Origin of the sequence: Niabella hirudinis, from assembly GCF_051201075.1 — a bacterium.
Lineage (GTDB): Bacteria > Bacteroidota > Bacteroidia > Chitinophagales > Chitinophagaceae > Niabella > Niabella hirudinis.
In genome coordinates this window covers 269,197-288,560 of the sequence record NZ_JBPEHJ010000002.1, presented here as the reverse complement: position 1 = coordinate 288,560, position 19,364 = coordinate 269,197, and the positions used below count along the sequence as shown (strand labels likewise).

The window sequence follows — 19,364 nt, the reverse complement described above, 5'->3', positions numbered from 1 at the left end:
AACAGAAATAAATGGAAAACTGGTTTTCGCCATCTTTAAAATCGGCGCTGCCCTACCTGGGGATCAGCTTTATCAGCATGTCTGTGATCATGGGGCTGATCGTTTCAAAAATAAGAGGGAGTTTTAAGCCCTTTACCAAGCCCACCGTGTTTTATATTTTACTGTATGCTGCGGGGTTCGCTATCATTGGTTTATTTTCCTGGTTCCGGTTTCTTGAAAGCAATACACAGCAATTCCTCTTTTTCCAGTTCTTCTTCCTGTGGCTGGGGATCCTTCATGTATACACGCTGACCACAAGGTTGAAATGGGTGAATGAAAAGACCTGCTGGGCAGAAGTTTTCCTTACACTTGCTATCCTGTTTATAGGAGGACTTTGTTTTATGATGACGTACCGGCTGTTCCGCAAAGATGATATGGATGTTACCATGGTGACCTCGGGTGTCATCTTCTTTATCCCGCTGATCGTTTATTATACCTACCGGCAGGCCGTTGCCATTCCGTTCAAGATCCTCAAACAATGGCAGTATCCCGCCCACATGGAAATTGCGGAGGTGGATGAAAAGAAACTGCGCAACCTGCTGGTCATCAGTTTTGAATTTTATAAAAAAGGAACCGATAAGCATTTTACCAACTTTCGGGCCAAGGCGCCTGTTGATATGGAGTTTGGTGAGCTGTTCTATTATTTTATCAATGATTATAATGAACGCCACCCCGGCTCCAGTATCGTCTATATCAATGATAAAGGCGAATCTTCCGGTTGGATTTTTTTTAAAAAGCCCAGATGGTATACCTTATTTACAAAATATATAGACCCCGAACGGACCATATTTATTAATAAAGTAAAAGAAAACGATATTATTATTTGTTCCAGGGTTTCCTGATAAAATATAAAGGATATGAATCGCACACAAGAATACAAACCCGTAAACTGGGTAAACGGGATGAAGATCAACAAGAATCACTTTATTGCCCAGCACTATGCCACTGTTTTTCAGCAGGCACTCAGCAATACCGTTTTCTTAAATGATCATAATTACGGCCTGCTGCCCATGAGTACTGCAATTGAACCGCCTAGGATATGGGTAAGCGTTGACAATATGCAGCATGTAAACGTGCGTGTCATGTCCTGCACCGCTGTAACGCGGGGCGGCTATGTGATCAGGTTAAGTGCTGATTCTGCCGGCAGTACCAACCAGCTCGGCGCAAAGATTCCCGGGCTTAGCGTGCCGTTTAAGGAACTGCAGGGAAAATCGGAGGCCTTCTATGTAATCCTCTCGCTGGATCCGTATAACCCGGTGCCCTATGGAGCGGCCAATCCGGAAGAACAGCCCATCAGGCTGCCTTTTACTGATCCCGCCTATACGGTATCGCTGCTCCCGGTAGCCGATACATCGCTCAATACGCTGGGCGAATTTCAGCTTCCGGTAGGCAAAGTGCTTATTCATGATCAGTCCGTATCACTGGAGGAGGATTATCTGCCTCCCTGTACGGCGGTAAACAGCCATGAAAGCCTGATTCAGCATCATGCGGAAACGGAACAGTTCTTTGGCCGCATGGAGCTGAATGCATTGCAGATCCTGCAAAAGATCCTGCAAAAAAATCAGCAAAATGAACTGATTGAGCCCGTGCGCAAACTAAGCGAGGAAGTATTGTTCTATGTTTCCCGGATCTATGGCAGTTACCGGCATGATGTACTGTACGGGCCGCCGGTGAACCTGGTGGCTTCGGTTTCGGGGCTGGCGCGGACCATCAAGAATGCCATTGATATCTATACCGGCTCGGCAAAAGAAGAAATGATCAATTACTTTACGGAATGGTGCAATGTGAACCAGGGCGAGCTGGAAGACGAAATTACCGGTATCACCAACTACCGCTATGATCATCTGAACATCCGGCAGGGTATCGATAAAAATGTAAAATTCTGTGCGTTGATCTTGCAGTTGTTCACCAATCTTGCCGCGTTGGATTATATCGGTAAGAAAAAAGAAACCGGAATTTTTGTAAAAGAAAAACTGGTGGTACCCGAAGAAGAAGTGCAGGCAAGAAAACGCGGTTTTTTCCTGGCGGACTAATCCTTTATCATTAACTGGAATTTAAAAACAGAAGAAAAATGTCGCAAATAGTTATCAATGCAAAGGAGCGCCAGCAGGCTTTCTGGAAGTTTTTGTTGTTGTTTATTCTGGCTATAGGGCTGGTATTGCTGGCCTTTTATTTTGATACCACGGTGCCAACAAAAGATAACCGGATGATGCGGCAGCAGCTGAATAATTTAAAACTGCAGGAGGCGGCACAGGATCGGTTTGTACAAACGATGGATGAAACAAAGAACCTGATCGATTCATTAAGAAAGCCGGGTGTTCAGAAAGCATATCTGAACTCTCTTATCATGGAAAAGATCCGCACATTAAATAACCTGCAGTATAAAGACAGCAGCATGTACTCCCGGTTAAACACGAATGTAATTGATGTATTTCAGCGTTACCTGGAGGCTACCAACAAAATAACGGATATCGGTGATATGCCGGCCGAACTGGAAAAGCTCAAAACGGATAATGCACAACTGAGCCGGGATCTTACAGATTGCCGCACCCAGATGAATAATTTATTAACTACCCCCCGTTAAACGCGGGGCTGTTCTTTGACTTAATTTTTTGCTACTTTCCGGGATCTGTTAACAATTAACCGGCCGGATGCCACATAGCGTTCCGTCCAGTAAGGTTTGCGAAGATTTTCGATGGTAACCCCCCTCGATGCCGAGTTTACAAACCGGCCGTTGCCCAAATACAGGCCCACGTGGGTGATGGGGTTGCCGGGTATGGTTTTAAAAAAGATGAGATCGCCTTCTGCCAATGATTCCCATCGGGCAAAGCGTTCTACATTATCAGTAAAATATTGTTGATAGGAAGTCCGGGGGATATAAATATCATATACCTCTGCGAGCAGGCGCTGCATCAGCGCCGAACAGTCGATCCCCCGCTTTGTTGTGCCGCCCCACTGATACGGCGTATTCAGCCATTCATCAATAAAGCGGTAAAGACGCAGGTTGGTGATGCTGTCTGCCGGCACCTGCAGGTACCGGGCATATTTATCTTTCAGCAGTGAGTCAGCCCTTGATACCGCAGGCTTGCCCGCATGGTTTACTGGTGTTGCACTGACCGTACCGGAGCTATTGCGGTCTGGAAGGTTGTTGTTGATGTACAGGGAAGTGCTGTAGTCCGGGGCAACAGGCTTTTTGAAAAGTGAACAACTGGAGAGGATCAGGGTGATTAACAAGGTGCCGAATATTTTTCGTGGTAACATGTAGCAAAATTAAGTCCTTAAATTAAAAAAAAATTGAAAATCGCAAAACCATTTTTATGCAGAAAAAACAATTTATGGTTTTTCGTTTGGATGATAATGTGATCATCACGCTTTTAGCGGTATGCATCCTGGCCTCTCTGGCTTTTGTGGTGCGGTTTAAAAATTACAAGCCCTGTACGGATTTCATGATTAAGACAGTAGGCCCCAACCTTCGTGTAGGTGCCATTGTACGGTTTGAAACCGATGCCAGCGATTTTAAACGGCTGCACTGGGATTTTGGCGATAACCAGCGAAGCGTTACCGAAGTTGCCTCCGTGATGCATTCTTTCGACAGCCCCGGCGATTATACCATTACGCTGATTGCAGACGGGAAGTGCACGGAATACAAGACCATTACCATTTATGATGCCCCGGAGATCATTGATTCCACATTAATTGCAAAAGTAGTAATGCCCGCTACCGCAGAGGTGGATGTGCCGGTACTCTTCAAAGACACTTCTTCAAGAGCCAGCAGCTGGGAGTGGCGGTTTGGCGAAACCGCAAATGTGGATGGCAACCTCCGCAACCAGTATTATACCTATAAAACGCCTGGCTGGAAGACAATTTCCGTGGTTATCAATGGCAATATGAAAACACCCCTGGTGCGAAAAATTTTTGTAACGCCCAAAGCACCGGCGGAGCTGCCCAGGACGGCAGCTAACACTCCGGGTCCGGTGATCAGGCCCCGGGTAAATGATGATCCGCAAACCGCGCCCCTGCCACAACAGCTCAATCCCGGTACACCGGTACAGTCTGCTCCAACGCCAACCCCCGAACCGGTGGTTATGTACCCCGATGTGGCCGCGGCAGACTTTAACCAGCTGCTCCGGAGTTCTGCCGGAGGAAAACGGCCGATTGGCGCCTTTAGCAAATATTTTTGTGAGGGCAATATGAACACAACCGTTATTCTGAACGGGAAGGCTACTACCTTTCAGCAATTTTTCCAAAAAGTGGCGGCGGTTAAAAAAGGCGATAAGCTGTCATTGACCACTACCTTGTACAAAAACAAACAGAACAATTGCGTAAATAAGATAGACGTAATCGGGAAAGTGAAGACGGGTATGCTGGGCATGTCCTGGAGGGATCTTTAAAATATTTTTTCAAATTAACCAACCCAATGGAACTCTCAAAAACGCTTGAAAGAGCAACACAGATTGCCAGGGCTATTGCTAAGGAAAACAGGCATAATCGCTATTCGGGAGCACACCTGCTGAAGGCCTTGCTGCACAAGGATGTGGAGCTGGATCCCCTGTTGGTACAGGCCGATGTGGATGTTTATTACCTTGCCGATTGGGCGGATGTCCGTATCGAAGCCTGTCCGAAATCAGCCACCCTGAGGGACGACATTCCGGCCGCAGATGATATTGCAGCTGTGCTGGATGATGCGGATCATATCCGGCTGCAAACCGGCAATGACAGGGTTGAACCGGTCCATGTGCTGGCCTCTGTAAGCACACCTGGAATCGCCTTCTCTTTTGACCAGCTGAAAACGTTTCCCCTGCAGCGGCAGCAAGTGATTGATCTGGCTACCGTTTCTGCCGGGGGTGCCCGGCTGCTCAATGAACTGCAGCAGGCCGCACAGAATCCCGCAGAGGGCGCCACGGCAGGAAAGCGGCAGGCACTGCAAAAGTACTGTATCGATAAGACCCTGATGGCTGCTGAGGACAAGCTGGACCCCATCATTGGCCGGGAGCAGGAAATACGAATGATGGCCGAAATTCTGAGCAGGCGCACCAAACCCAATGTGCTGCTGGTGGGCGAACCGGGAGTGGGCAAAACCGCATTGGTAGATGGTTTTGCCATTGCTATTCAGCAGGGTCAGGTACCTGCCTTCCTGAAAAATGCCCGCGTTTTTGAGTTGAACAATGGTGCTATGGCGGCAGGAGCCTCCTATAAAGGAGAAACTGAAGAACGTCTGAAATCAGTACTCAGTGAAATAAAACAATTTGAAAAAGGCATCTTGTTTATCGATGAGATTCATGTATTGCTGGATAAGAACGGACCTTTTTCGGGAGCGGCCAACCTGCTCAAACCCGAACTGGCCAAGGGGGCCATTACCATTATCGGTGCTACCACCATCGATGAATACCGGAAAAATTTTGAGCGCGATGAGGCTTTTGCAAGAAGGTTTGAAACACTTACTGTAGAGGAGCCGGATCCCCTTACTGCCTTCCGGATGATGAAAGTGGTAATGCCGTTGTACGAAGCCCATCACAAGATCAGCGCCCCGGATGAAACCCTGCATGAATCTATCCGGCTGGCAAAACGGTACATCAAGGATCGCCGCCTGCCGGATGCCGCCATCGACCTGGCCGACCGGTCCATGGCAGCGCTGCGCCTGGTAAAAGATACCGGTATATCTCTGCTGGACCACCGCAAAGCGGAATATGAAGCCCTGAAAGCAGCAGAGACGCCGGGGGAACTGACGGAATACCAGTGGCATTACCAGCAGCTGAAGCACGGAATGAGCCCGGTGATCTGGAGTGCCGTGCCTACATCAGATGACCCCATGGTCATGAAAACCACGGAAGAAATTCAAACTTATCTGAACCGGGTATATGAAACACTGAAACCTCTGGTAGAACAGGATCGTACAGAACTGGATAAAAATGATGTAATCTCCATTGTAGCCGATAAAACAGGCATCCCCCTCGGAAAGATACAGGCGCAGGAAAAGGAGCGGTTGTTGAATATTGAAGAAATCCTCCGGCAGCGGGTAGTGGGCCAGGATCATGCGATAAAGATCATCAGCGAATCCATTTTGGAATCGCGGGCGGGCCTGGGCAAACCCGGGCAACCCATCGGCTGTTTTTTCTTTTTAGGGCCCACAGGAACCGGTAAAACGGAGCTGGCCAAGGCGCTGGCCGATTTCCTGTTCCAGGATGAAACCAATATCATCCGGTTTGATATGTCTGAATTTAAAGAAGAACATTCTGCGGCATTGCTGTACGGCGCTCCTCCGGGATATATAGGTTACGAAGAAGGGGGCCTGCTGGTCAATAAGATCCGGCAGCAACCCTATTCCGTAGTATTGTTTGATGAGATCGAAAAAGCGCACCAGTCTGTTTTTGATATTTTCCTCCAGCTGATGGATGAAGGAAAGATCCACGATAAATTGGGCAAAGAGGGCGATTTTTCCAACTCACTGGTCATTTTTACCTCCAATATCGGCAGTAAACATGTGGTTGATGCCTTTGATACTACCCAGGCTCCGCCGGACCCGGTAAGCTTGCTTAATATTATGAGTAACCACTTCAGGCCCGAATTTCTGGGGCGTCTTACTGAGGTTGTGCCGTTTGCGCCTATGAAGGAGCAAATGGTGGAGCGCATCCTCAATATCAACCTCAAATCATTGTATGCAGCGCTTGAAAAGCAGCAGATCCGCATTGAGATCTCGCCCGAGGCTAAAAAGAAACTGGCAATAATGGGTTTTACCCCCGAATATGGTGCGCGCCCGCTTCATGGGGTCATTCGCTCCCAGATCCGGAGACCCCTGTCAAAAAAAATTATTTCAGGCGATCTGCCGCCTGGCACCGGAGCAAGATTAACGCTCATGCAAGAGGAGCTGGTATGGGAAAACCTGCCGGGGTAGATGATATTTAATAATTATTTATTACCAGATTATCATTATTTTTTTTGATTTTTTTTGAATTTTATCATTATTTTTGAACAGAGCTGACTCAGAAAAATACGTCAATTGTAAACCAGCCATGTAAATTTTGAGCAGTGCCCTTTTAACAGATTAAAATTTATGAACCTGTAAAAATCATAGCTATGCCTTTAGAACCTTATGGTATCGGTGGTACGGAAGTAAAAACAGACGCATTTGAAGCTTTTGCAGATATACCTCAAAACCGTGTTTTATTAGCGGAAAAACTGACCGATCTACCTCCTGTTAAACCTGAAATTGTGCAGGGGCTAACCAATATTGATGCAGTGTTCAATCATTTTGCACCAGCTGTTTCCATGGACTTTGAAACCGAAGAAGGGGCTACCCGCCGGGAAGAGCTGCATTTTAAGGGCCTGAGCGATTTTGGCGCCAATGGTATCACCGGTCAGAGCGCCTACCTGAGTGAATTGGATATGAAGCGCCAGCAGTATCAGAAAATTGTAAAGCAGCTTAAGACCAATAAATTATTAAAACAGGCCCTGGCCGATAAAGAAACCAAGCAAAACCTGTTGGCCGCATTAAATGTGCTGATACAGGAGTTGGATGGTTCAAAATAATGATTTTTTATTGACCTTTTTTTGATTAACTTATATGACAACTGCACAAAATAATCTAACGCCGCAGGAACAAAGCCTTCAGAAAGAATATAAACAACCGGAGAGCCGGGAACCGGGTTCGCTGGATTCCCATTTACAGGCCCTGGCGCGGCTGGGTGGCTTTGACCTGCTGGAATCAGCAATCGATAGTATACAGAATCTGAACCCCGAACGTAAAGCGCGGAAAAAAATTTTTCTGGAAGAATCCTCAAAAAAAGCCGACAGGGCCGAGTTGAAGAAAACACTGGAGTGGTGGATCGATGTCATGGGCAAAACCGATGATCTCAGCGAAATGGTGAGCGATTGTGAACACAAAGCCGAGACGGCTGAAAATACATTAAAATCCAACCTGAAAAAGGCCCTGGAACGCAGCCGGGAATTGGAGCGGTCGTACAGGTCCGTAGCCCTTTTTTACAAGAATACCGAAAATCAAAAGGTTAAAAATATTTCGATCATGAACGCGGAACTGGATCAGTTAAAGGATCTGGACAATACCCGCTTCATTGACTACGTGCAGGCGGAGTTGGTTAACAATTACGACCGGCTGGATCTGCGCAATAACTATGGCATCCTGGTGCTGCCGGGGTACCTGGGCTCCAACAAGATCGTGGAAAAATGGGCCAAGATTGCACATGATAATAAAGTGATGCTGGTAACCGACTTTGAAAACCTGGATACGCCGGATGATGTGATGGAGCTGTTTGAGGCGGCTAACCTGACGGGAGGCGATCCTTACCGCTCCAACGTGATCATGGCTTGCAACTGGCTGGTAGGCCGCGGAAAGGCAGATGCTGTGGGTGAAGAGGATCATCTGTATGTACCGCCATCAAGCTCGCTGGCCGGTAAAATTTATTATACCCTGATGTCGCAGGTAACCGCCGGGAAGAAATACGGAAGTATGAATGAAGTGGATGGCGTAAAATTTGATCTTAAAAAAAGCGAAATAGCATCGTTGGAGAAACTGGGCCTGATTCCAATGGCGAAAGAGTATGGAAAGGTAATGGCCTTTTCTGCGAAGACCCTGTTTAACGGAGATAATATCGGGTTGCAGACCTATTCGGTTGTCCGGGTATTTGACTATGTAGCCAAAGTAATGATGGACTTCCTGAACCGCCGGGCCTTTGAAAACTTTAATGCCAATACCCGTAAGGAGCTCAATTCTCAAATTGTGAAGTTCCTTGATGGTATTACAGGGCCCAGTAAGTTGATCGAGAATTTTACCATCAAAAGATTTGAACAGGATCCGGTGCAAAAAGACCGGATTCACCTGGATATACACTTAAAGCCCTATTTTCCGGCTAAAACGTTCCTTATTAAGCTGGAAGGCCAGAAGGGTGAAGACCCCGATGGTGTTGAATGGATGTCAAAGTACGAACAGGAAGGTAAGTAATTGTTGCAGGAAATTTTGAGGAGCTACCAGAAGGAACAAAACCGCATACAACAAAGAAGTGCAGCGGAAGGAGGTTGTTGTATGTTCAGATAGGTGCATTTCAAATTGTCGCACTCCCATAAACGCAATGTCGCCCAAGATGTCATCCCGGGCTTGTCCCGGGATCTATTTCTGTTTCAGGGTCCATTGAACGACAATATGTATTAGATGCTGAAATAAATTCAGCATGACAGCGACAATTTGAAATGCACCCGTCCAGACCATGTTTTTTTTATTTATAGTTTTTATACTTTTTATTTTTTAACCTAAAATGTACAGTTATGTCATTTAAAGCACAATTAGACGTGGCTGGTAAAAAGGTGAATGTTCTTGACATGAACTATGCCCTTAACCAGGAAACAGATGCGACGGGTCGCCCGTCATCCATCACCCGCGGAGGGAAAATTACGCTAACCGTTGAGTCTACCGGAGAAACCAATTTCTTCGAATGGATGTGCAACAATTTCGAAAGAAAAGACGGTAAAATCGTTTTCACGAAAAGAGACTCGGATGCGACCATGAAGGAATTGAACTTCAAGGAGGGATACCTGGTACAGTATCGTGAGAACTTTAATTCCACCAGCGATAATCCCATCACAGAAACCTTTACGATTTCTGCAAAAGAAATTTCAATGGGTAATGCTTCTCATGTAAACCAATGGGCGGTTTAATACCGGCCAGAATTCCTAAGGCTGATGCAGCCTTTACCTCAATTTGAATCATAACCCGGTCCAGTGTATGGGTCGGGTTATTTAAACTGTAATCTATGTCTTTTCTAGCAAAATTTACAGCCGATGGCGAGGAATTAATGGTGTTGAGTTGTCGTTTCCGTTTTTCCCAGGAAACAGACCGCACCAACCGCCCCACCTCCATCCCAATGGGAGGCGTTATTGATATTACAATCGAAAGCAATGGGAATACCAACCTGTTCGATTGGATGATCAGTTCCACACAAACCAAAAGTGGAGAAGTGGTCTTTTACCGGCGGGACAGTATGAGCAAATTGAAAACCCTGAAATTCAGTGATGCCCATTGCATCGATTATCAGGAGGCGTATAACCATGATGGAGACTACCCGATGCAAATCTCCATGAAATTGAGCGCCAAAGAAATAAAGCTAAACGACTCCACCTACAGAAATAACTGGCCGGACGAGGCGTAATGAGCCGGTAAGGCCCGCAAAAAATGAAATGTTTTCAAAAAGGTTCTTTGCTGCTGGCAAGTGCCGGATCTTGTGTGGTAAGGCAGCCGGCAAAAATAGAGCCATCAGCGACTAAAGAATAATTCTTTAGCCAATATAAAAAGCCCCATCAGGAGAATAAACCAGCCAAACAACGGTTTTAATTTTTCGCCATCAATCTTCCGCGAAAAATAAAGTCCGGTAAACATGCCGGTGATGGCCGTGGCTGCAACGGTTACGAGGATCCGTTTATCAAATGCCACATTGTTCACCAGGTCGCCAATAAATCCGCTCAGCGAATTGATGGTAATGATCAGCAGCGATGTAGCGATGGCATGCCGCATGTTCATGCCAGCATAAAAGATTAACACAGGCACGATCAGGAACCCGCCGCCGGCGCCCAAAAAGCCTGTAACGATACCGATTACGGAACCTAACAGCATTAACCGGATCACCGATATTTTTCCCGGCGCCTGCCGGAATCGTGTACGCAGGATCATTGAAAATGACGCCGCAATCATGAGCACCGCAAATAACAGCATCATCAGCATCTGTTTGGTAATATGTACTCCCCGGTATGCAATAACTTCGGGAATGGAGGGCAGCAGGTACTTCCGGGAAAGCACCAGGCTGATGATAGAAGGAATGGCAAAATAAAGCGCTTCCTTCATTTTAAGATTGCCAAACCGGTAATGGTTTCTTACTGCGATAGCGGCAGTAACGCCTACAATAAATAGGGAGTGCGTTGTGGCATGCTCCGGCGTCAGTTTGAAAAAATAGACCAGTATGGGTATAGCCAATATAGAGCCACCGCTACCGATAAGGCCCAGCGACACACCAATCAACAAGGAACATATATAACCAATGACTTCCAATTCGAACGATAAATTTTTGCAATATCGGAAGAATAGCCCATTTGAAAAAGCAACCTACCGGGGTAGTAGGTTGTGAATTTTCTTAATTTTAGGCCCGGGCCATATATGAAAAGCTTCTTATTTATAATGATCCTGGTCCTGCCTCCATCCTATAATGCCAACCACTTCTTGACTTGGCGTTCCCGTTTAATGGCATCGGAACGGGAGGGCAAAACTTCAAAGTACACCAGTATGAGGGGGCTTTTAGCTGCGGTGTATTTACTGAATCCATCAAAATGCCTGGACATGCGTCTGTCCAAATCCTCGCACTGTCCTACATAGAAAGATCCGTCTTTCTTGCTTTGCAAAATGTATACAAAACAGGTGTTGTTTTTCAAGTTGCGGAGACGGCGAGATTCGAACTCGCGATACAGTTTCCCGTATACACACTTTCCAGGCGTGCTCCTTCAACCACTCGGACACGTCTCCATTTATATGAACTTCAATTTTTCTCTGCCAAAGATCCTGATAAATTTAGAGGGTACATCAGTAATCCCCCCTTTTTATCATAAGGGCTGCAAAAATACGGGATCTGTTGCTATAAAGCGAATAATTTTTTTGCATTGGCAGCGGTAATCGTTGCAATTTCATCAACGGTCATCCCCCTTACCTCGGCAAGTTTTTGTGCTACCTTTAAAATATAGGCCGGCTCATTCCTTTTGCCGCGGTAGGGGACCGGCGCAAGGTAAGGTGCATCTGTTTCCAAAACAACATGATCCAGGGGAAGCTCCTTCATAACCTGGTCTAACCCCGACTTTTTAAAGGTCAGCACCCCTCCAATGCCCAGGTAAAATCCTTCCTCAATGATCGTCTTTGCCTGGGAAATATTTCCCCCAAAGCAATGGAATACTCCACGCAGTCCCCGGGGGGTATATTTTTTAATGATCTCAACACAGGCATCCGTCGACTCCCGGCTATGAATCACCAGTGGGAGTTCATATTCAAGCGCCCATGCGATCTGGCGCTCGAAGGCCTCAATCTGTTGTTCTTTAAAGCTCAGATCCCAGTAGAAATCGAGCCCCGTTTCGCCAATAGCAATAAAAGAACGCTGTTTTAAAAGGACTTCAACCTGATGGAGCTCCTCCTCGTAATCTTCTTTTACCGAACAGGGATGCAGCCCGATCATGCTCCTGCATTGGCCGGGATAATCCTGCTCCAACTGCAGCATCAAAGGATGGGTTGCGCCGTCAATGGCCGGCATCAGGATGGTGGAAACCGGAGTATCAAACGCACGCCGGAGCATTTCGGCCCGGTCGTTATCAAATTCTTTGCTATAAATATGAGAATGCGTATCAATAAGCATAACTGCCCGGGTTTGTTAAAGTGGCAATATTAGCCAATATTTTTTTGACAAAGTGTTGAAAACAATATATCTTCATCCCTAAGTTTTCATAGGGTACGGATTAAAAATCGGGCTTGGGTATTCACCCAGGCCCTGTTTATTTTTGAAGTCCGTCTTGCAATACTTCAAACGTAAATCCCCTTTCAGAAAAGTATTTCAGCACCCCTGGAAGTGCAAAAGACATATTTTTAAATGCCTTTTCGCTGTCGTGAAAAACGACTACCGACCCGGACCGGGTATGTTGCAGCACATGCTTCAGGCATTTTTCCGGCTGCAGGCTGCTGTCAAAATCACCGCTCAGCACATCCCACATAATAATCCGGAACCTGGTGCCCAACGCTCCCTGTATCAAGAGGCGCCCCTGCTCCCTGCGGATGCGCCCGTATGGCGGCCTAAAAAGGCCCGAGTTAATATAAGTAGCCGCCAGCTGCACATTTTCAAGGTAGGTATTTGTGTCGGTTTTCCAGCCGTTGAGGTGGTTATGTGTATGGTTTCCAATACTATGCCCCTCTTTTTGGAGCCTTTCGTAGAGCAGCCGTTCCGCAACCACATTTTTGCCAACGCAAAAAAAAGTAGCTTTTGCTCCCCATAATCGCAGTTGCTCCAGCACAAAAGGGGTGGCAACCGGATGTGGTCCATCGTCAAATGTTAAGAAAATCTTTTTTTTGGACGCCGGCTGATCCCAGGTATAATGGGGATAAATACGTTTTAACAGCCAGGGGGTTTTTACAAAATACATACAATCAATAAATATAACGTTTAATTCAGACTGCACCGGTTTTTAACAGGAACTTAGTTCTTCACCACGTTGTTGTATTATGGAATTTTAAAATTTTGTATCTAATTAGAAAAATCAATAAATTGCCGCTCCTCATCAACGATATGACTGTAAAATCAAACGAAGATTATGAAAGGCGGAGGCACAAACAGGTTGCCGGAATGCGATCGGTGCTGGATTATTCGATGGGCGTTGTGATTATTTTTGTGGGCGTATTTTTATTGGTGCGGCACCGGTTTAACCTGGCGTTGAATAAACGGTTTCCGCCAGACACAATAGATATACTGTTAGGTGCGTTGTTTGTTGTTTATGGAGCCTGGCGGATTTACAGGGGGTACCGGAAAAATTATTTTAAATAGAGAAATGAGCAGGTTCAGTTTCGTAATATGGGGGTTGGTGCTGATGTTGATTGTTGCCTGTTCATCGGGAAGCGAGCCGGTGCGGCAGTTTACGGACACCCCAAAAAAAGGAACGATCACCATCAGTGCCGATGAGTCATTCCGGCCCATTGTAGATGCATTGATCCAGGTATACGAATCGAATAATGACAGTACAAAGATCCATGTTCAGTATAAACCGGAGTCGGAGTGTATGAAGGATTTGTTTAACGACAGCATCCGGATGGTGATTTCTACCGTGGAGCTGTCGGATGAGCAGCTTCGGTCTGTGGTAGATTCCTTGCACCTGGTTGTAAAGCAATTGCCGGTTGCGCGGGATGCGGTGGCCGTAATTGTTCACCCTTCATCCAGGGATAGCCTGCTGACAATGGGGGAGGTAAAAGCGGTTCTTACCGGAACTTATACCAAGCCGCTGACTCCTGTTTTGGATGGGTTATCTGCCACCAGCACGGTGCGCTTCCTGTTGGATAGCGTATTAAGAGGACAAAAAGTGACGGCTAAAGCAATGGGAGCCAATACCAGCGATTCGGTAATTGAATATGTTGCCAGCCATCCCGATGCCATTGGTTTTATCGGCGTAAGCTGGATCGGGAATAAAGATGATGCGGAACAGTTAAGTTTTTTAAAAAAAGTGAAGATTGTACAACTGGAAAGCAGCGATAAACCGGGGAGGTATGTCTTACCGGTGCAGGCAAATATTTATACGAGCCGCTATCCGATGACGCGCAACCTGGTATATATATTAAAAGAAGGGCATAGGGGGTTGGGTACAGGGTTTGCAGAATTTGTGGGGGGGGAGATCGGGCAGCTGATTTTTAAGCGGGCCTATTTAATGCCGGGGCGGCGGAGTTTTCTTATTCGCCCGGCGCAAACAAAAGAATAAAAGTCAAAAAAGGCTATATTTACAAATCTATTATTTACTGGTAAAATAAAATTAGGAAAATGATCAACAAAAAACTCCGTCTTTTAGCACTTACCGTAATCCTGGGGGTAGCAGTAAATGCGCAGTCCATACAGGATGGTGTAAAAGAACTGTACTCGGGAAAAGTGCTGGGGGCAAAAACAATTTTTGAAAAGCAGGGCGATAAGCCGGAAGCTACCTACTGGCTTGTTCGTGCAAATATCGATAATCAGGATAAAGCGGGTGCACAGCAGGCGCTGGACAAAGCCCTGGCGGCAAAACCCAATGATGCCTGGCTGCTGGTGGCAAAAGGTCAGTTACAGCTGATGGCAGGGAAAGCCAATGAAGCAAAACAAAGCTTTGACGCAGCATTAGCCGCCAGCAAGGGCCGGAAGGGGAACGACCCGGAGATTCTGAATGCCGTAGGAGCTGCTATTGCCAAAGAATATAACAATATTGATAAGATCGGTGATATCAATTATGCCGTTCAAAAACTGGAAGAGGCAAAGGCCGAAACCGAAAAAACAAAGAACAACTGGTTAAGGGCCGATATTCTTACCAACCTGGGTGATGCCTACCGCAAGGCAAAACCAGGCGATGGTACGGCTGCATTCAGCGCTTACAGCGATGCCGTTTCTGCAGAACCCTCATTTGCAAAAGCATACCTGAGAAACGGGATGATCTTTAAATCGCAACGTAACTACGATCTTTATCTCAAGAATATTGATAAAGCGATTGCCGCCAACCCGGCCTATGTACCTGCTTATGATGCATTGTATGAGTATAAGATAGGTACATTTGATTTCAAGGGCGCCAATGAAGTGGCCGATAAAATCATCGCCAATTCAGATCCCAGCCCCTGGAATGATTATTATAAGGCACAAACCTTTTACCTGGACAAAAAATATGACCAGGCAATTGCTTCCGCAACCGGCATTGAGCAAAAAATGGGCGATCTGGCGAAACCCAATCTTTATAAATTGCTGGCCTGGAGCTATGTAGACAAAGGCGATCCCAAATCGGCCCTGCCCTATATGGAAAAATACTTTGCAAAAGTAGATAAAGATGATATGGACCCGATGGACTATAACCTGAAGGCAACCGTTTATGCAGCTACTCCGGGTAAGGAAGCTGAAGTAATGCAGGCGTACGAAGACGGCCTGAAAGCTGATACCACTGTTTCCGGAAGGATAAAAATGCTGCAGGAAGCCGCTAAGTTCTTTGCGGATAAAAAACAATACAGCTTGCAGGGGGATATGCTGAATAAAATTGCTGAAATTAAACCCGCAGCGTCACTTACGGTAAATGATTTCTGGTTGCCAGGAAATGCTTTTCTGCAGGCAAAAGAATACGAAAAAGCCTGGAAGGATTTTGATGTAATGCGTACGAAGTACAATCACCCCTATGGTTATTTTATGACCTTCAGGACCAGTTCGTTCTTTGATTCTACCAATGCGAAAAACATCAAGATTCCGGATGCGGAAAAACTGGTTGAATTCTCTAAAACAGATACATCTGCCAATGCAAAAAGCAATGCCTTTGGTGCGGCGGCCGTTTTGTTCCCTTATTTTGTAAACGAGAAAAAGGACTACGAGGCCGGATTGAAATATTTGAACATAGCGCTGCAAAATGCACCCGATGACAATGTGAAACAGCAGGTTCAGGGATTAATTGACCAGGTAAGTAAAATGAATGCCAAACCGACGGGCCAGGCGGCAGGAGCCAAGGATACCACAAGTGCTGCGCCCCCCCAAAAGGATACTACGGGTGGTCAGAAATAGCAAAACATATTTTGTATCTTATAAAACAGCTCCGGATTTTTTCGGGGCTGTTTGCTTTTTAACCCTTAAAAAAAGGATTTGTTAAATGGTTACCTTATTTTTGCTTATTGCATAATTGAGATGGTTAACTTAGCGATACAGACGAATTTAGACAGTTCCGGTTCTTACCTGCCCATAGGATTACAGATCTTATTTGCAGCAGGAATGATTGTTACCCTGATGGGCGTTACCCACCTGCTGGGCCCCAAAAGAAAGACGGCGGATAAGCTCCAAAACTTTGCCAGCGGTATTGAATCGCATGGTGATGCCCGGCAGCCGATCGCGATCAAATATTTCCTCACCGCCATTCTTTTTGTGTTATTTGATGTGGAAGTAATCTTTTTTTACCCCTATGCGGTAAATTTCAGGGACCTTGGCTGGGCCGGGTTTTATGCCGTGCTGATGTTCGTGGCGTTCTTTCTCTGTGGCTTTATTTATATCATCAAACGCGGGGCCCTGAAGTGGGAGGATTAACATATTTCTGATTTTGGATTTCTGATTTGGGACTTGCTCGCGCATGTTTCAATCATAAATCGTAAATCATAAATCATAAATTTTTATGAGACCGGTATCATTTAATATTAAGAAAAAACCGCTTGAAGCCGATATCAGCATGGCGAACATGCCGGAGGGGCACCAGGGACAGGGTTTTTTTGCAACAACGCTGGACAGTGTTATAGGACTTGCGCGTAAGAACTCCCTTTGGCCACTCCCATTTGCAACCTCCTGTTGCGGTATTGAATTTATGGCAACGATGGGAGCCAACTATGACATTGCCCGTTTTGGCAGTGAGCGCGTAGGATTTTCGCCCCGGCAGTGCGATTTGCTGATGGTAATGGGCACTATCGCAAAAAAAATGGGACCGGTAGTAAAACAGGTCTACCTGCAAATGGCAGAGCCCCGCTGGGTGATAGCCGTAGGCGCCTGCGCCAGCAGCGGCGGTATTTTTGATACCTACAGCGTATTGCAGGGAATCGATCAGGTGGTGCCGGTTGATGTTTACGTTCCGGGCTGCCCGCCAAGGCCAGAAGCTATTTTAGACGGACTGATGCGCATCCAGGACCTGGTAGGCCGGGAGAGCCTGCGCAGGAGAAACGGGGAACAGTATAAGGCATTGCTGGAAAGCTACGGGATACAATAATTCAATTTGAAAATTTGAAAATACGGCGAAGGGTAATTAATAAATAGCTCCTCAAAACATTCTCAAATTTTCAAATTTATAATTTTCAAATTAACAATGGCATTGACCAACGAATATATAAGGGAAAAGCTGGTAGAGAAATTTGGAGACCAGGTTACGGATTTTGAGGAGCCGTATGGGCTGCTGACATTTCGCTCCGACAAGGAATTGAATCTCAAAGTATTGAATTTCCTGGTGGAGGAAGATACTTTGCAGTTCGGCTTTCTTACAGATATCTGCGGCGTGCATTACCCCGATAATAAGGGGCAGGAAATTGCAGTGGTGTACCACCTGCACAACCTGAGGGAGAATGTGCGGGTCCGGTATAAAGTATTTACCGATATTGCGCAGCCGGATGTATATACGGCAACCGGGTTATTTGCCGGGGCCAACTGGATGGAGCGGGAAACCTACGATTTTTATGGTGTAAACTTCGTTGGCCATCCCAACCTGAAGCGGATCCTGAATGTAGAAGAGATGGACTACTTTCCCATGCGGAAAGAATACCCGCTGGAAGACCAGAGCCGGATTGACAAGGATGATGAGATGTTTGGCAGAACAGGTTTTTAAAACAGGTTAATTTTTGAATATCGATTATGAGCGACAATGTATTACTGCCAAGTGGTAGTATAGAGAAACAAACAACTACGCTGAACCTGGGCCCTACGCATCCGGCTACCCATGGGGTTTTCCAGAACATTATTGAACTGGATGGTGAAAAAATTGTCGCCGCTGATTCCACGGTAGGGTATATTCACCGGGCTTTTGAGAAGATCGCGGAGCGCCGCCCCCTGTATCAGATTACGCCGCTTACCGATCGCCTGAACTATTGCTCGGCTCCTATTAATAATATGGGCTGGCACCTTACCTGCGAAAAATTATTAAAGGTTCAGGTGCCCCGGCGGGTCGATTACCTGCGGGTGATTATCATGGAGCTGGCGCGGATCACAGACCACCTTATCTGTAATTCCATTATGGGGGTAGATAGCGGCGCCTATACCGGTTTCTTATACGTAATGCAATACCGTGAGTTGGTTTACGAGATCTATGAAGAGATCTGTGGTTCCCGGCTTACTACCAATATAGGCCGCATCGGTGGCTTTGAAAGAGATTTTACCAATACTGCCTTTGAAAAGATCGAACGCTTTTTAAAGGAATATCCCGCCGTATTAAAAGAATTCGAGAACCTGTTTACCCGTAACCGGATCTTTATGGATCGGGCAATAGGAGCCGGACCTATCAGTGCTGACCGGGCATTGAACTATGGGTTTACAGGGCCCAACCTTCGGGCCGCCGGTGTAGACTATGATGTGCGTGTAGTAGCCCCCTATAGCCGTTACGAGGAGTTTGATTTTGAAGTACCCGTGGGTTCCACGGGCGACTCTTATGACCGCTTCCTGGTGCGCAACGGCGAAATGTGGCAAAGCCTGAGCATTATTGAGCAGGCCCTGCAAAAGTTAAATGATCTGAAAGGAGAAGAGGCCACCATATATCATGCGGATGTACCGGAGTATTACCTGCCGCCCAAAAAAGATGTTTATACGAAGATGGAGGCCCTGATCTGGCATTTTAAGATCATCATGGGTGAAATTAATATGCCGGCAGGAGAAGTATACCAATCAGTTGAAGGTGCAAACGGAGAATTAGGTTTTTATTTCATCAGCGATGGAGGGCGTACGCCTTACAGGGTGCATTTCCGGAGGCCCTGTTTCATTTACTACCAGGCCTACGCCGAAATGGTAAAGGGAGCCATGCTGAGCGACGCAATTGTTGTAATGTCATCCATGAACCTGATTGCAGGCGAAATGGATGCCTAA

At 46.3% G+C, this 19,364-nt stretch carries 21 protein-coding genes and 1 tRNA gene; 16 read left to right on the top strand and 6 right to left on the bottom strand.

The features are described from left to right. The first annotated feature begins 11 nt into the window (after positions 1-11). From GGU45_RS04665 to tssO, 3 genes are read left to right on the top strand one after another with little or no spacing between them, the layout of a single operon-like run. On the top strand, positions 12-881 hold the full coding sequence (locus GGU45_RS04665; protein ID WP_435222456.1) for a TssN family type VI secretion system protein: 870 nt from the start codon (positions 12-14) through the stop codon (positions 879-881). Between the two features lie 15 nt (positions 882-896). Further along, entirely contained in the window at positions 897-2,072 is a 1,176-nt protein-coding gene (locus GGU45_RS04660; protein WP_435222455.1) for a hypothetical protein, read from the top strand. A gap of 38 nt (positions 2,073-2,110) precedes the next feature. Next, positions 2,111-2,623 (top strand): type VI secretion system TssO, encoded by a 513-nt coding sequence (gene tssO, locus GGU45_RS04655; protein ID WP_435222454.1) that lies wholly within the window; start codon positions 2,111-2,113, stop codon positions 2,621-2,623. Positions 2,624-2,643: 20 nt separating this feature from the next. Here tssO and GGU45_RS04650 read toward each other — a convergent pair whose 3' ends face one another. Continuing rightward, on the bottom strand, positions 2,644-3,300 hold the full coding sequence (locus GGU45_RS04650; RefSeq protein WP_435222452.1) for a C40 family peptidase: 657 nt from the start codon (positions 3,298-3,300) through the stop codon (positions 2,644-2,646). 56 nt (positions 3,301-3,356) lie between these two features. Between GGU45_RS04650 and GGU45_RS04645 the strand changes: the two genes are divergently transcribed. From GGU45_RS04645 to tssD (GGU45_RS04620), 6 genes are all read left to right on the top strand, one after another. Continuing rightward, the gene (locus GGU45_RS04645; protein WP_435222450.1) at positions 3,357-4,430 is read left to right on the top strand and encodes a PKD domain-containing protein; all 1,074 of its coding nucleotides are present in this window, start codon (positions 3,357-3,359) and stop codon (positions 4,428-4,430) included. A gap of 26 nt (positions 4,431-4,456) precedes the next feature. Next, on the top strand, positions 4,457-6,931 hold the full coding sequence (locus GGU45_RS04640) for an ATP-dependent Clp protease ATP-binding subunit (protein WP_435222448.1): 2,475 nt from the start codon (positions 4,457-4,459) through the stop codon (positions 6,929-6,931). A gap of 182 nt (positions 6,932-7,113) precedes the next feature. Further along, on the top strand, positions 7,114-7,566 hold the full coding sequence (locus tag GGU45_RS04635) for a hypothetical protein (protein WP_435222446.1): 453 nt from the start codon (positions 7,114-7,116) through the stop codon (positions 7,564-7,566). A gap of 34 nt (positions 7,567-7,600) precedes the next feature. Then, positions 7,601-8,995 (top strand): DUF5458 family protein, encoded by a 1,395-nt coding sequence (locus GGU45_RS04630; protein ID WP_435222444.1) that lies wholly within the window; start codon positions 7,601-7,603, stop codon positions 8,993-8,995. A gap of 320 nt (positions 8,996-9,315) precedes the next feature. Then, positions 9,316-9,705 (top strand): type VI secretion system tube protein TssD, encoded by a 390-nt coding sequence (gene tssD, locus GGU45_RS04625; protein WP_090391434.1) that lies wholly within the window; start codon positions 9,316-9,318, stop codon positions 9,703-9,705. A 95-nt stretch (positions 9,706-9,800) separates the two neighbouring features. After that, positions 9,801-10,196 carry a type VI secretion system tube protein TssD gene (tssD, locus tag GGU45_RS04620; RefSeq protein ID WP_435222442.1) on the top strand — a complete coding sequence of 132 codons (396 nt, stop codon included), beginning with the start codon at positions 9,801-9,803 and terminating at the stop codon, positions 10,194-10,196. Positions 10,197-10,300: 104 nt separating this feature from the next. Here tssD (GGU45_RS04620) and GGU45_RS04615 read toward each other — a convergent pair whose 3' ends face one another. From GGU45_RS04615 to GGU45_RS04595, 5 genes are all read right to left on the bottom strand, one after another. Further along, on the bottom strand, positions 10,301-11,089 hold the full coding sequence (locus GGU45_RS04615; protein WP_435222441.1) for a sulfite exporter TauE/SafE family protein: 789 nt from the start codon (positions 11,087-11,089) through the stop codon (positions 10,301-10,303). A gap of 149 nt (positions 11,090-11,238) precedes the next feature. Beyond that, positions 11,239-11,466: a GIY-YIG nuclease family protein gene (locus tag GGU45_RS04610; RefSeq protein WP_435222439.1), complete on the bottom strand. Its 228-nt coding sequence runs from the start codon at positions 11,464-11,466 to the stop codon at positions 11,239-11,241. Positions 11,467-11,470: 4 nt separating this feature from the next. Further along, positions 11,471-11,557 (bottom strand) — tRNA-Ser (locus GGU45_RS04605). A 109-nt stretch (positions 11,558-11,666) separates the two neighbouring features. Then, a complete protein-coding gene (locus GGU45_RS04600) occupies positions 11,667-12,431 on the bottom strand; it encodes a TatD family hydrolase (protein WP_435222437.1) in 765 nt (254 codons plus the stop codon). 136 nt (positions 12,432-12,567) lie between these two features. Then, entirely contained in the window at positions 12,568-13,209 is a 642-nt protein-coding gene (locus GGU45_RS04595; protein ID WP_435222436.1) for a polysaccharide deacetylase family protein, read from the bottom strand. Between the two features lie 95 nt (positions 13,210-13,304). Here GGU45_RS04595 and GGU45_RS04590 point away from each other — a divergent pair, with 95 nt between their 5' ends. From GGU45_RS04590 to GGU45_RS04560, 7 genes are all read left to right on the top strand, one after another. Further along, positions 13,305-13,607 carry a hypothetical protein gene (locus GGU45_RS04590; RefSeq protein ID WP_435222434.1) on the top strand — a complete coding sequence of 101 codons (303 nt, stop codon included), beginning with the start codon at positions 13,305-13,307 and terminating at the stop codon, positions 13,605-13,607. Positions 13,608-13,611: 4 nt separating this feature from the next. Beyond that, the gene (locus GGU45_RS04585) at positions 13,612-14,529 is read left to right on the top strand and encodes a PstS family phosphate ABC transporter substrate-binding protein (protein ID WP_435222432.1); all 918 of its coding nucleotides are present in this window, start codon (positions 13,612-13,614) and stop codon (positions 14,527-14,529) included. Positions 14,530-14,588: 59 nt separating this feature from the next. Beyond that, positions 14,589-16,328 carry a tetratricopeptide repeat protein gene (locus tag GGU45_RS04580; RefSeq protein WP_435222431.1) on the top strand — a complete coding sequence of 580 codons (1,740 nt, stop codon included), beginning with the start codon at positions 14,589-14,591 and terminating at the stop codon, positions 16,326-16,328. Between the two features lie 120 nt (positions 16,329-16,448). Then, positions 16,449-16,841 carry an NADH-quinone oxidoreductase subunit A gene (locus GGU45_RS04575; protein ID WP_435222430.1) on the top strand — a complete coding sequence of 131 codons (393 nt, stop codon included), beginning with the start codon at positions 16,449-16,451 and terminating at the stop codon, positions 16,839-16,841. A gap of 85 nt (positions 16,842-16,926) precedes the next feature. After that, positions 16,927-17,508 carry an NADH-quinone oxidoreductase subunit B gene (locus GGU45_RS04570; protein WP_435222429.1) on the top strand — a complete coding sequence of 194 codons (582 nt, stop codon included), beginning with the start codon at positions 16,927-16,929 and terminating at the stop codon, positions 17,506-17,508. 96 nt (positions 17,509-17,604) lie between these two features. Continuing rightward, positions 17,605-18,117 carry an NADH-quinone oxidoreductase subunit C gene (locus GGU45_RS04565; protein WP_435222428.1) on the top strand — a complete coding sequence of 171 codons (513 nt, stop codon included), beginning with the start codon at positions 17,605-17,607 and terminating at the stop codon, positions 18,115-18,117. A 26-nt stretch (positions 18,118-18,143) separates the two neighbouring features. Next, positions 18,144-19,364 carry an NADH-quinone oxidoreductase subunit D gene (locus GGU45_RS04560; RefSeq protein WP_435222426.1) on the top strand — a complete coding sequence of 407 codons (1,221 nt, stop codon included), beginning with the start codon at positions 18,144-18,146 and terminating at the stop codon, positions 19,362-19,364.